Below are 12267 nucleotides of genomic sequence, written 5' to 3'. Positions count from 1 at the left end.
GTCGACGCCCGCATCCAGCGCGTCGTCCGTCGCCCCGCACCCAGCGTGCCCGCCGTCGCCCGGGCGACCCGCGCCTCCAGATCCCGCCGCGCCAGCCGCGTGACGCTCACGAGCGCCCTCGCCGCCCTCGCGATGTTCGCCGCGTCCGCGATGCCCGCGCACGCCAGCGCCGGCACCTCGATCGCGACCGCGACCCTCGCACCCTCCGTCCGCACGCAGGACTACGCCGTGACGCAGGCGATCTCCGCCTCCGCCCTCGACCGCGACGGCTTCACGGTCGGCGGCGGTTCGGCCGGGGCCCCGGGCACGTCGGTGTCCTACGGCGGCGAGGTCCGGTCGCCGTTCCCCGGGCCGGTACGGATGAGCTCGGGCTTCGGCTACCGCTCGGCTCCGTGCGGCGCCTGCTCGTCGCTCCACCAGGGCCTCGACTTCAACCCGGGCATGGGCGCGCCGATCGGTGCCGTGGCCGCGGGGACCGTCCGGGTCTCCGGCACGTACTTCTCGTACGGCACCGCGGTGATCATCGACCACGTGATCGACGGGCGCGAGGTCTCGACGCTCTACGGCCACATGATCCCCGGCTCCTCGCCACTGAAGGTCGGCGACACCGTCGAGGCCGGGCAGTTCATCGGCAAGGTCGGCTCCTCCGGGGTCTCGACCGGGGCGCACCTCCACCTCGAGGTCCTGATGGACGGCGAGACCCCGATCGACCCGGAAGCCTGGCTCGAAGCGCGCATCGGGCGTTCCCTCACCGCCTGATCAGGTTCCCTGTGCATGCTCACAGGCATGGACGATTGTCACAGACCGCCCGCCCGTCGCCGATCTGAGCCGGCAACCCGCTGATGGGACCCGACACCTGGATCGCCTTCGGGCTCGTGGTCCTCTTCGTGCTCGTCGGTGGCGTGTTCGCCGCAGCCGAGATCGCCCTCGTCTCCCTCCGTGAATCCCAGCTGCAGCAGCTCGAGCGCCGCGGGTCCCGGGGGATGCGGGTCGCCGAGCTCGGCCGCGACCCGAACCGCTTCCTCTCCGCCGTGCAGATCGGCGTGACCGTCGCCGGGTTCTTCTCGGCCGCGTACGGCGCATCGTCGATCGCTCCGGACGTCGCACCGCTGTTCACGGGCCTCGGGCTCGAGCAGGGTGCTGCCGAGACGGTGGCACTGGTGCTGATGACCCTCGTGATCGCCTACCTCTCGCTGGTCTTCGGCGAGCTCGTGCCGAAGCGGCTCGCCCTGCAGCGGGCCGAGGGCTTCTCGATGGCCGTGGCCCCGACGCTCGACCGGTTCGCCACGCTCATGCGCCCGGTGATCTGGCTGCTCTCGAAGTCGACCGACACCGTCGTGCGGCTGCTCGGCGGGGACCCGAACGCCCGGAGCGAGTCGATGAGCACCGAGGAGCTCCGCGGTCTCGTCGAGGACCACGACGCCATCGACGCCCAGGGACGCCGGATCGCCCGGAGCGCCCTCGACGCGGGCGACCGGATCCTCCGCGAGTCGATGCGGCCCTGGTACGACGTGTCCACGATCGACGCGGGCACCTCGATCGCCGCGGCCACCGACCACGCCATCGACCTCGGGCACACCCGGTACCTCGTCACCGACGGCACGCGGGACCACGTCGACGGGTTCGTCCACCTGCGGGACCTGCTGCGCCCGGAGGACCCCACCGCACCGGTGTCGACCCTCGTGCGTCCAGTGCTCGCGCTGCCCGAGACGAAGTCGCTGTCGAGTGCGATCGCGGACATGCGCACCGAGGGACACCAGATCGCCCTGGTCGTCGACGAGTACGGCGGCAGCGCGGGCATGGTGACGCTCGAGGCGCTGCTCGAGGACCTCGTCGGACGCATCCGCGACGAGTACGACGAGCCCGCGGCCGAGCACGACGGCGTCGACGGGGCGACCGTGCTCGAGGACCTCGTGGCCGACGGCGGCCCGGCCCTCCCCGACGGCGACTACGAGACGGTGGGCGGCCTGGTGCAGGTGGCGCTGGACCGCGTGCCCGAGGTCGGGGACGTCGTCGAGGTCGGCGGCCACCGGCTCGAGGTGACCGCCATGGACGGTCACCGCGTGGCGCGCGTCCGCATCACGGCCGACGTCACCGCCTGACGCGGGCGCGCCCCGCTCGGCGGCAACGCGGAGCGTTGCGCGGGGCGCGCCGACCGAGCCTGCGAGGGAGGACGGTGCGGACCCGCCCCACGCCTCCCGTCCGTCCGTCCCGGGTACGGGCAGGGCCTGCCGCGGTACCAGCCACGGGACGTACGCTCGTCGCATGGGTATCGACGTGCGCAACGAGATCCGCGACTTCCTGTCCTCGAGGCGGGCGCGGCTCACTCCCGAGCAGGTCGGCATGCCGTCGTTCGGCGGTGGTGTCCGACGGGTGCCGGGGCTGCGTCGGCACGAGGTCGCCATGCTCGCCGGCGTCAGCGTCGACTACTACACGCGGCTCGAGCGGGGCTCGCTCAAGGGCGTCTCGGACAGCGTGCTCGAGGGGCTCGCCGGTGCGCTGCAGCTCGACGAGGACGAGCGCGTGCACCTGTGGGACCTCGCCCGCCTGGCGAACGCCGGCGTGAAGGTCATGCACCGCAACGTCCCGACCCGCGTGCGCCCCGGTGTGCAGCGGCTGCTCGACTCGATCACGGGAGCGCCCGCCTGGGTGCGGAACGAGCGCGGTGACGTGGTCGCGACGAACGAGCTCGGCCGCGCGCTGTACGCGCCGATGTTCGCGGGCCCCGGCCGCCCGGTGAACACCGCGCGCTTCACGTTCCTCGACCCCGCGGCGAAGGAGTTCTTCGCGGACTGGGCGCAGACCGCTCGGGACGCGGTGGCGATCCTCCGTGCGGCCGCGGTCTCGAACCCGTGCGAGCCCGGACTCGTGACCCTCGTCGGCGAGCTGTCGACCCGGAGCGAGGAGTTCCGCACGTGGTGGGCCGCCCACGACGTCCGGATGCACCGCACCGGCAAGAAGCGGCTCGTGCACCCGATCGTCGGTGAGCTCCGGCTCGACTACGAGGCGCTGGAACTCGTCGCGGACCCGGGCCTGGTGATGTTCTCGTACTCGGCCGAACCCGGCAGCGAGTCCGAGCGGTCCCTGGCGCTCCTCGGGTCGTGGGCTGCGACCGAGCGTGCCGAGCACTACGCGGCGCTGCGCGAGTCGGAGACCGAGTCGGTCGACTGACCCCCCGCGCGTCGACGGTCAGGCGGTCGGGGTCGCGGGACCTGTCTCGTCCGGGCCGGCACCGTGGTCGTCGATGCCGTCGACGGCGGCGTCGTACCGCAGCCGCTCGATGCGCAGCTGCCGCTCCGTCGCGGACAGCCGCAGCACGCGGATCGCGGCGAACACGAGCACGATGAGCGCGACCGTCAGCACGGCGAGCGCCACGACGAACGCGATGTACAGGACACTGACGACGGCGTATCCCCCGGATACCATGGCCCGACCGTAACAGGCCCGGTCCGTAGGCTGGGGCCGTGACGAGGACGACGGACGGTTCAGCGGGGGACGCCGACTCCGCCCGCATCGGTCAGGACCACCGCAAGTACCGTCGGCCGGAGCCGTCCTTCGCCCGGGCGATCGCGAAGGCCCTCGGCGACGCCCGGACGGTCCTCGACGTGGGCGCCGGCGCCGGCGCCGGGTCCTACGAGCCCACCGACCGCGAGGTGACCGCGGTCGACGCCACCGCCGAGGACCTGCCGTTCGCCGACGACACGTTCGACGCCGCGATGACGACCTTCTCCGTGGACGAGTGGGGCGACCTCGGGCGTGGGCTGGCCGAGCTGCGCCGGGTGACCCGGGGTCCGATCGTGATCCTGACGTGCGACCCCGACCGTGTCGAGGACTTCTGGCTCGCCGAGTACGCCCCCGAGGTCATGGCGACCGAGGCCCGGCGGTATCCCGCGCTCGCCCGGATCGCGGCCGCCCTCGCCGACGACGCGGTGACGACCACGCGTCTGCCGATCCCGTTCACGTGCGTCGACGGGTTCTCCGAGGCGTACTACGCGCGGCCGGAACGCCTCCTCGACCCGGGCGCACGACGGGCGGACGCGGCGTGGAGCTCCGTCGACGAGATGGCCGCGCGGCGATCCGTCGCCGCGCTCCGGACGGCCCTCGAGTCCGGCGAGTGGGACCGAGCCCACGGCGCGCTCCGCACGCAGCCGACGTTCGAGGGCTCGCTCGTCCTCCTCACCGCCCAGCCGCACCCGGCTTGACACGTCGACGTAGGCTGGTCGGGTGAGCTTCCAGGAGGTGGTCGGCGCCCGTTTCGCCGACATCAGGGCGTGATGCCCCCGGTCGCACCGTTCGGTGCGGCCGCCGTCATCGAACCCTGAACCCTCCGCCCGGTGCGGCATGCGTCCGCGTGCCCCGGGCCCGTCCGAGAGCGAACCACCATGCTGCCCATCAGCGAGAAGACCATCCGCACGTCCTTCGTCAACGCCTCCCGCAAGGAGACCGGCGACCTCACGCTGCCCGCCGACCTCGAGACCGTCGACTGGGACGCACTCGACTACCTCGGCTGGCGCGACCCGAAGCTCGCCCGGCGCGCGTACGCCGTCGTGCCGACCCTCGAGGGCGACCTCGTCGGCATCCTCTTCCGGCAGGCCGAGGCCTCGCCCCGTGCCCGGGCGCAGTGCTCGTGGTGCCAGGACGTGAAGCTCCCCAACGACGTCGTGTTCTACAGCGCGAAGCGGTCCGGCAAGGCGGGTCGCAACGGCAACACGGTCGGCACGCTCGTCTGCCAGGACTTCCAGTGCTCGCGCAACGTCCGGCGGACGCCGCCGCTCGCCTACGAGGGCTACGACGTCGAGGCTGCACGGCTGCAGCGGATCGAGGACCTGCAGCTCCGCGCGGCGTCCTTCGCCGCGGAGGTCTAGTCGCGACTGCGCACGCGGACGACGAGTGCGCGGCGTGCAGCGCGCGCAGACGTCGTCGAGGTGCGCACCTGCGGGACGGGAGGCGCGGTGCGGGCCCGACCCGCGCCTCCCGTCCCGCAGCGGCGACCGTTCCGGGACCGTCGGCCACGTCGCGTGGGAAACCACGGCGTAACCCCCGTGAAACGGGCGTTCCGTAGCGTGGCGGCATGGACATCGGCGATCTCGACGACGCGACCGTCTCCGACGCGGTCGCCACGGCCACCGGGTGGGCGGCCGTCCCGGCGTGGGCCGACGCACTCGCTGCCGGACGACCGTACGGCTCCGTCGCAGCGCTCCTGGCGCGTGCCGCCGCCGAGGCCCGGGGGTGGGGCGCCGCCGAGCTCGACGCCGCCCTCGCGCAGCACCCGCGGATCGGTGAGCGGGGCAGCGATGCCTCGTCAGCCCGGGAGCAGTCGGCCATGCGCACCGCGGACGACGACGTCGCCGGGGCGATCGCCACGGGGAACGCCGAGTACGAGCGGCGGTTCGGCCGGGTGTTCCTCGTGCGCGCGGCCGGCCGGACGCCCGAGGAGCTCCTCGCCGAGCTCCGACGGCGGCTCGGCAACGATCCCGACGTGGAGGTCGCCGAGGCCGCCGGTGCCCTCGCGGACATCGCGCTGCACCGCATCCGCGCGACCTTCGCCGTCGCCCAGCTGACCACGCACGTCCTCGACGCGACCCGGGGCACACCCGCCGCGGGGGTGGGCCTCGTGCTGAGCACCGTCGACGGCGACGTCCTCGCGACCGGCACCACCGACACCGACGGACGCGCTGCCCTCGGGCCGGACGTCCTGCCGCGAGGCGACCTCCAGCTGCGCTTCGACACCGGCGCGTACCACCGCGCCGCCGGGGTGCCGTCGTTCCACCCGTTCGTCGTCGTGGCCTTCACCGTGGACGGGACCGAGCACCTCCACGTGCCGCTCCTGCTCAGCCCGTTCGCCTACAGCACCTACCGAGGCAGCTGATCCCATGCCGCGCGGGGCATGTGTCCGACCCCGCAGCGCGTGAGCGGGCGAAATGTGCACGGCTCCCATGGCGAACGGCGCATGTTCCGCCCGCTCGCGGAGCCGGGATGACGGGCGTGGGTCGCGTCCGTCACCGGACCGACGCCCGGAACGCACGCCGAGACGGCCTGGAGGCGCGGTGCCAGCCGGCACCGCGCCTCCAGGCCGTCATCCGGTCGCGTCTACCGACCGATGGTCGACATGTCGGGGTAGCGGTCACCCGTCGGCACCGGCAGCGCCGACAGGCGCGCGATCTGGTCCGCGGTCAGGGTGAGGTCGGCTGCGCCGACGTTCTCCTCGAGTCGCGAGACCCGCTTCGTGCCGGGGATCGGCACGACGTCGTCGCCCTGCGCGAGCAGCCACGCCAGCGCCACCTGAGCCGGGGTCCCGCCGGCCTCGGTCGCGATCTCCTTGACGGCGTCGACGATGCGCATGTTCTCGGCGAAGGCCTCCTCCTGGAAGCGCGGGTTCGCCAGGCGGAAGTCGTCGGCGTCCAGGTCGGACGGCTTCGTGATCGCTCCCGTCAGGAACCCGCGGCCGAGCGGCGAGTACGGCACGAGGCCGATGCCGAGCTCGCGGAGGGTGTCGAGCACGTCGCCCTCGGGGTCCCGGGTCCACAGCGAGTACTCGCTCTGGAGGGCCGTGATCGGGTGGACCGCGTGGGCCTTCCGGATCGTCGCGGCGCTCGCCTCGGAGAGCCCGATGTGACGGATCTTGCCCTCCTGCACGAAGCCGGCGAGCTGACCGATGACGTCCTCGATCGGGACGGCCGGGTCGACGCGGTGCTGGTAGTACAGGTCGATGTGGTCGGTGCCGAGGCGGCGGAGCGAGCCCTCGAGCGCCTCGCGCACGGACTCCGGTGCGGAGCTGATGCCGCGGCCCGTGGCGGGCGTCTCCTCGCCGGCGGTGTGCGTGATGAGGCCGAACTTCGTCGCGATGACGACGTCGTCGCGGCGGTCTCCGAGGGCCCGGCGGAGCAGGTCCTCGTTCGTGTAGGGGCCGTACGCCTCGGCGGTGTCGAACAGGGTGACGCCGAGGTCGATCGCGCGGTGGATGGTGCGGATCGACTCGTCGTCGTCGGTGCCGGCGCCCGTGTAGAAGGCGCTCATGCCCATGGTGCCGAGGCCGACGGGGCCGACCTCGAGGTCTGCGAGCTTGCGTGTCTGCATGGGTGCAGGTCTACTCCGGGTCCCTCGGTTGGAGGGAGGCACTGACCGGACCCGTCAGCCGGGAATGCCGGTTCGTGCGGTTCCTCCAAGGTTCCGCGCGTTCGTGGCCCGACCCTGGTGTGATCGTGGCGTGAACCTGTACTTCCGGCTGTTCCTGCTCCAGTTGCGCGTCCGGCTCCGCCCCGCGATCGGCGGACGGCGACCGACGCTCTGGGACGAGGTCCGTACGCCGTTCCGGGTGACCCTGACCGACCTCGACCCGCTGCGGCACGTGAACAACGGGAAGTACCTGTCGATGCTCGACCTCGGGCGGCTCGACCTCATGCTGCGCTCGGGGTTCTGGGGTGCGATCGCCGAGCGCGGCTGGTACCCGGTCGTGTCGGCGCAGACGATCACGTACAAGCGGTCGTTGACGCTCGGCCAGCGGTTCGAACTCGTGACCCACGTGCTCGGGATGGACGACCGCGCGGCCTACCTGGAGCAGACGTTCGTCCGCCGCGGGACCGTGGTGGCACGGGCCGTGGTGCAGGCACGGTTCCTGCTGCGCACCGGCGGGACGGTGTCCCCGTCGGAACTGCTCGAGGCCGCGGGCGCGACCGACCGGGACCTGTCGGTGCCGGAGTGGGTGCACGAGTGGGCCGGGGCCACCCGGATCAGCAGCTCGGGTACGCTCGCGGGCACGGGGTCCGAGACCCCGGGACGAGAGGGGACGTCATGACCATCGTGTGGATCGTGATCGGCGTCGCGGTGCTGATCGCCGCCGTCATCACCGTGCTCGAGGTGCAGAACCACCGACGAGCGAAGCGCCTCGCGCACCTCGGACCGGCCGACCCGCGGCTCGGGGCACAGGCGAGAGCGGACGCCGAGGCAGCGCACTCGGTGACCGAGGGGCTGTCGAAGGCCGCGCACCCGGGCATCACCGGCGCCGGCGGCGGGGTCTCCGGACCGTGACCCGTCCCGCCACCAGGCGTGCGGTGCTCGCCGGGGGAGTCGGACTCGGGATCGCCGGGGTGCTCGCCGCGTGCAGCCGACCGGCGCCGTCCCCGTCCCGGTCCCCGTCGGCCACGAGGACGCCCGGCCCCACGGGGACCCCGACCGCGTCACCGACGCCGGGCGGCCCCGACTCGTGGGACGCCCTCGCCGCCGCGGTCTCCGGACGGCTGCTGCGCTCGGGGTCGAACGGGTGGAACAGCGCCCGGCTCGTCGAGAACCCCCGGTACGACGACGCCGACCCGCAGGGCATCCTGCGCGCGGCCGGCACCGCGGACGTCCAGGCCGGGCTGGCCTTCGCCCGGAACACGAACACGCCGGTGGCGCTCCGTTCCGGCGGGCACTCGTACACGGGCTGGTCGGCGGGCGGCGCGAGCGGCACCGACGTCCCGCGGTCGCTGGTGATCAGCACGCAGGACCTCGACGGCATCGACGTGCACGACGACGGCACCGTGACGATCGGTCCCGGAGCCCAGCTCGGCGACGTCTACGCCACGCTCGCCGCCGCCGGACGGGCGATCGGCGCCGGGTCCTGCCCCACGGTCGGGATCGGCGGCCTGACGCTCGGCGGCGGGGTCGGTGTGCTCGTCCGCTCCTTCGGTCTGACGTGCGACCAGCTCACCGGTGCGACCGTCGTCACGCCGGACGGCACCGTGCACGAGGTCTCCGCGACCGCCGAGCCCGACCTGTTCTGGGCCTGTCGCGGCGGGGGCGGTGGGACCGTCGGCGTCGTGACGGCACTGACGTACCGGACTCAGGCCGCGCCCGGCGTCCTGCTCTTCTCGATCACCTTCGCGTGGTCGGCCGCCGCGGCGGTCGTGCGCGCCTGGCAGGACTGGGCGCCCACCGCCGACCCGGAGCTGTGGTCGACGCTCAAGCTGCTGAACGGGAGCCGGCACACCGCCCCGACGGTCACTGTGACGGGTGTGTGGACGGGTTCGAAGACCGGCGCTGACACCACCGTCGACGGTTTCATCGCCGCCACCGGAGCGAAGCCGCTCGCCCACACCGCGCGACAGCTCACCTACGGTGCCGCGATGTCCGCGCTGGCGGGGAAGCCGCAGCGGGTGTCCGAGGCGGCGACGTCCTCGATCGGATCGGTGAAACTGTCCGACGACCAGATCGACGTGCTCGTCGCCCACGCCGAGGCGGCCGGCGACGTGGCGGGGAACCTCGAGGGCGGGGTCGCGCTCGACGCCCTCGGCGGTGTCGTCTCCGACGTCGGACGGACCGACACCGCGTTCCCGTGGCGGTCGGCGCTCATGACCGTGCAGTACACCGCTGTGTTCGCGGACGGATCGGACCCGGCACCCTTCGACGCCTACGTCCGGGGGTTCCGGAAGGCGATGCGGCCGGCGTGGGGTGACGCGGCGTACGCGAACTACTGTGACGCGGCGATCACGGACCCGGCGGACTACTTCGACGTGAACACCTCGCGGCTGCACCGGATCGCCGAGCAGGTGGACCCGGACGGGGTGCTGGCGCAGCCGAACTGGGTGTGAGCGGTGGCCCTCCGGACGCCGGTGGGCCGCCCTACGATGACCGCATGGACGCGGACGACCTGGTACTCCCCGACGCCGCTGCCTGGCGCGCCTGGCTCGACGCGCACGAGGACGACCCCGACGGCGTGTGGCTCGTCCTCGCGAAGAAGGGCACCACGGAGCCGACGACGCTGACCTACGACCAGGCGCTCGACGAAGCGCTCTGCTCCGGGTGGATCGACGGCCAGAAGCGCGGGCGGGACACCGCGACCTTCCGCCAGCGGTTCACCCCGCGGCGCAAGGCGTCGATCTGGTCGCAGCGGAACATCGGACTCGTCGGCACCCTCGAGTCCGCGGGGCGCATGCGCGACCGGGGCCGGGCCGAGGTCGAACGTGCGAAGGGCGACGGCCGGTGGGACCGCGCCTACGCCGGTGCCGCGACGGCCACCGTGCCCGACGACCTGCACGCAGCGCTCGACGCCGCTCCCGCGGCCGCAGCGCTGTTCGCCGAACTCGACGCCACGAACCGGTACGCCGTGCTCCACCGGATCACGACCGCGCCGAGTGCGACGGCGCGGGCGAACCGGCTCGCGAAGCTCGTCGGCGGGCTCGAGCGGGGCGAGACCCCGTACCCGCGGAAGCCCTGACGGCCGCGTCGAACCACGAAGACGACGTCGAACCAGGCGCGCGGGCTGGATCGACGTCGGAAACGTGGTTCGACGCGGCCGCGCCCGCGCCCGGCGTCAGCGCCGCAGGCCCACGAGCACGCCCCGGTGGTCGCTGCCGTTCGCGGGCAGGACCTCGGTCGACGTCGCCCCGAGCCCCCGGGTGAACACGTGGTCGATCCGCACGACGGGCAACTGCGCCGGCCAGGTCGCCCCGAACCCGCCGCCCTCGTCGAGCATCCGGGTCAGCGGGAGCATCTCCGGGTCGGCCGCACCGCCGTTGAAGTCCCCGGCGACGACGAGCCGCTCCGACTCGTCGTCGCGGACCGCCTCGGTGAGCGACGCCAGCATCCGCGGCCGACCGTCCTCGCCACCCAGTCGCAGTGAGTCCATGTGCACGACGTACAACCGGACGTCGCCGACCCCGGTGTCCACCGTCACCCGGAGCGCCCGGGCCCAGCCCAGGCCGAGCGTCAGGGGTTCGCCGTCGCGCAGGGTCGTCCGGCTCCACACCCCGATCGACCCGACCCGGTAGTGGTGCGGGTACCGCTCGTCGAGGACGCCCGCGACCGCCGTACCCGAGGTCTGGGTGAGCTCCTCGAGCGCGATGACGTCCGGGTCGCGTGCCGCGATCGACCTCGCGGTGGCGGCCGGGTCGGGGTTGGCGGCCTCGATGTTCTCGGTGACGACCGTCAACTGCGGCGACCCCGAGGTGCCGGGAGCGAGCACGCCGGGCAGGACCGCGACGGCCCACGCGGCGGCGAAGGCGAGGGACAGCACGGCGAGCCGCTTCGACCGGGTGCCGAGTGCCGCACCGGCGACGGGGACGAGCAGGAGCGCGAGCCACGGCAGCAGCGAGCCGATCACGGACCCCGAGCTCCCGAGGACGCCCAGGACGGCGGGGACGAGGAGGACGACGATCCCGGCGAGCAACGCGATCCCGACGACACCGATGACGAACGAGCGGCCGGGACTCCGTCTGCGGGAGCGGAGGGGCACGCCGAGCAGCATAGGAACCGCTTCTGACAGATCCCGGGGGACAGCGGTTCACCAGACCTGCAACGAAGCAGGCGTAGACCGGGGACATGACCACTGGCACCGACACCACGAACCGTCCGGCCGCCGCCTCCGGCACCTTCCGCATCGGTGGTGACCTCGAGGTCCACCGCCTCGGCTACGGCACCATGCAGCTCACCGGCCCCGGCGTCTGGGGACCCCCGAAGGACCACGACGAGGCGATCCGTGTCCTCAAGCGCGCCGTCGAGCTCGGCGTGGACTTCTTCGACACCGCCGACTCCTACGGCCCCTACGTCGCCGAGGACCTGCTCCGCGAGGCGCTGCACCCCTACGGCGACGACATCGTCATCGCGACGAAGGCCGGCCTCACCCGCACAGGGCCGAACGAGTGGCCGCCGGTCGGCCGCCCGGAGTACCTACGCCAGGAGGCCGAGATGAGCCTCCGCCGCCTCGGCCTCGAGCGCATCGACCTGTTCCAGCTCCACCGCATCGACCCGAAGGTCCCGCTCGAGGACCAGGTGGGCGAGCTGAAGAAGCTGCAGGACGAGGGCAAGATCCGCCACATCGGCCTGTCCGAGGTGTCGGTCGACGAGGTGAAGGCTGCGCAGGAGATCGCCACGATCGTCTCCGTCCAGAACCTGTACAACCTGCAGAAGCGCGACGCCGAGGAACTCCTCGACTGGTCGACCGAGCAGGGCATCGGCTTCATCCCGTGGTTCCCGCTCGCGACCGGCGGTCTCACCGGCAGCGACTCCCCGCTGACCGAGATCGCCGAGCGCAAGGGCGCCACCCCGGCCCAGCTCGCCCTGGCCTGGCTGCTCAAGCGCTCGCCCGTGGTGCTGCCGATCCCCGGCACGTCGAGCGTCGCCCATCTCGAGGACAACCTCGCGGGCGCGACGGTCGAGCTGACCGACGACGAGTTCGAGGAGCTGTCGAAGCTGGGTCACTGACGCGACACGGTGACGGACTGGAGGCGCGGTGCCAGCTGGCACCGCGCCTCCAGTCCGTCACGGGGTTGCGCTCACATACGCGGTATG

The 12267-nt window shown here is 73.1% G+C and carries 14 protein-coding genes and 1 pseudogene; 12 read left to right on the top strand and 3 right to left on the bottom strand.

The annotated features are described in order from the left end of the window. From HWD93_RS02320 to HWD93_RS02310, 3 genes are all read left to right on the top strand, one after another. Positions 1-759: M23 family metallopeptidase (locus HWD93_RS02320; protein ID WP_261645912.1), on the top strand; the 759-nt coding region annotated here is incomplete at its 5' end. Positions 760-842: 83 nt separating this feature from the next. Further along, complete coding sequence (locus HWD93_RS02315) at positions 843-2102, top strand: hemolysin family protein (protein WP_261645911.1); 1260 nt, start codon at positions 843-845, stop codon at positions 2100-2102. Positions 2103-2265: 163 nt separating this feature from the next. Then, the gene (locus HWD93_RS02310; protein WP_070417554.1) at positions 2266-3171 is read left to right on the top strand and encodes a helix-turn-helix transcriptional regulator; all 906 of its coding nucleotides are present in this window, start codon (positions 2266-2268) and stop codon (positions 3169-3171) included. A gap of 18 nt (positions 3172-3189) precedes the next feature. On the opposite strand, the gene HWD93_RS02305 is transcribed toward HWD93_RS02310, so the two are convergent. Then, complete coding sequence (locus tag HWD93_RS02305; protein ID WP_261645910.1) at positions 3190-3426, bottom strand: hypothetical protein; 237 nt, start codon at positions 3424-3426, stop codon at positions 3190-3192. 38 nt (positions 3427-3464) lie between these two features. Here HWD93_RS02305 and HWD93_RS02300 point away from each other — a divergent pair, with 38 nt between their 5' ends. From HWD93_RS02300 to uraH, 4 genes and pseudogenes are all read left to right on the top strand, one after another. Next, positions 3465-4202 carry a class I SAM-dependent methyltransferase gene (locus HWD93_RS02300; RefSeq protein WP_261645909.1) on the top strand — a complete coding sequence of 246 codons (738 nt, stop codon included), beginning with the start codon at positions 3465-3467 and terminating at the stop codon, positions 4200-4202. 180 nt (positions 4203-4382) lie between these two features. Next, positions 4383-4865 carry an FBP domain-containing protein gene (locus HWD93_RS02295; protein WP_071302396.1) on the top strand — a complete coding sequence of 161 codons (483 nt, stop codon included), beginning with the start codon at positions 4383-4385 and terminating at the stop codon, positions 4863-4865. Positions 4866-5071: 206 nt separating this feature from the next. Further along, positions 5072-5530: pseudogene (gene uraD / locus HWD93_RS02290) on the top strand (2-oxo-4-hydroxy-4-carboxy-5-ureidoimidazoline decarboxylase); the annotation flags it as partial. Continuing rightward, positions 5531-5869 (top strand): hydroxyisourate hydrolase, encoded by a 339-nt coding sequence (gene uraH, locus HWD93_RS02285; protein WP_261645918.1) that lies wholly within the window; start codon positions 5531-5533, stop codon positions 5867-5869. Between the two features lie 221 nt (positions 5870-6090). Here uraH and HWD93_RS02280 read toward each other — a convergent pair whose 3' ends face one another. Next, the gene (locus HWD93_RS02280) at positions 6091-7077 is read right to left on the bottom strand and encodes an aldo/keto reductase (RefSeq protein WP_071294180.1); all 987 of its coding nucleotides are present in this window, start codon (positions 7075-7077) and stop codon (positions 6091-6093) included. A 130-nt stretch (positions 7078-7207) separates the two neighbouring features. On the opposite strand from HWD93_RS02280, the gene HWD93_RS02275 reads away from it, so the two are divergent. Genes HWD93_RS02275 through HWD93_RS02260 form a run of 4 tightly spaced genes read left to right on the top strand, consistent with a single transcriptional unit; the run spans position 7208 to position 10195 of the window. Beyond that, positions 7208-7795: an acyl-CoA thioesterase gene (locus HWD93_RS02275; RefSeq protein ID WP_261645908.1), complete on the top strand. Its 588-nt coding sequence runs from the start codon at positions 7208-7210 to the stop codon at positions 7793-7795. Continuing rightward, positions 7792-8028 (top strand): hypothetical protein, encoded by a 237-nt coding sequence (locus HWD93_RS02270; RefSeq protein WP_071302341.1) that lies wholly within the window; start codon positions 7792-7794, stop codon positions 8026-8028. Before HWD93_RS02275 ends, HWD93_RS02270 begins: the two co-directional genes overlap by 4 nt. Further along, positions 8025-9569, top strand: a complete 1545-nt coding sequence (locus HWD93_RS02265; RefSeq protein ID WP_261645907.1) for an FAD-binding protein — start codon at positions 8025-8027, stop codon at positions 9567-9569. Before HWD93_RS02270 ends, HWD93_RS02265 begins: the two co-directional genes overlap by 4 nt. A 44-nt stretch (positions 9570-9613) precedes the next feature. Further along, on the top strand, positions 9614-10195 hold the full coding sequence (locus HWD93_RS02260) for a YdeI family protein (RefSeq protein ID WP_261645906.1): 582 nt from the start codon (positions 9614-9616) through the stop codon (positions 10193-10195). Between the two features lie 96 nt (positions 10196-10291). Here the strand turns inward: HWD93_RS02260 and HWD93_RS02255 are convergent, their stop codons facing one another. Next, positions 10292-11212 (bottom strand): endonuclease/exonuclease/phosphatase family protein, encoded by a 921-nt coding sequence (locus HWD93_RS02255; protein ID WP_139219769.1) that lies wholly within the window; start codon positions 11210-11212, stop codon positions 10292-10294. Between the two features lie 86 nt (positions 11213-11298). Here HWD93_RS02255 and HWD93_RS02250 point away from each other — a divergent pair, with 86 nt between their 5' ends. Then, positions 11299-12180, top strand: a complete 882-nt coding sequence (locus HWD93_RS02250; protein WP_070417544.1) for an aldo/keto reductase — start codon at positions 11299-11301, stop codon at positions 12178-12180. Positions 12181-12267: the final 87 nt, after the last annotated feature.

Origin of the sequence: Curtobacterium sp. C2H10, from assembly GCF_025407985.1 — a bacterium.
GTDB lineage: Bacteria > Actinomycetota > Actinomycetes > Actinomycetales > Microbacteriaceae > Curtobacterium.
This window is presented reverse-complemented; position numbering and strand designations above follow the sequence as displayed.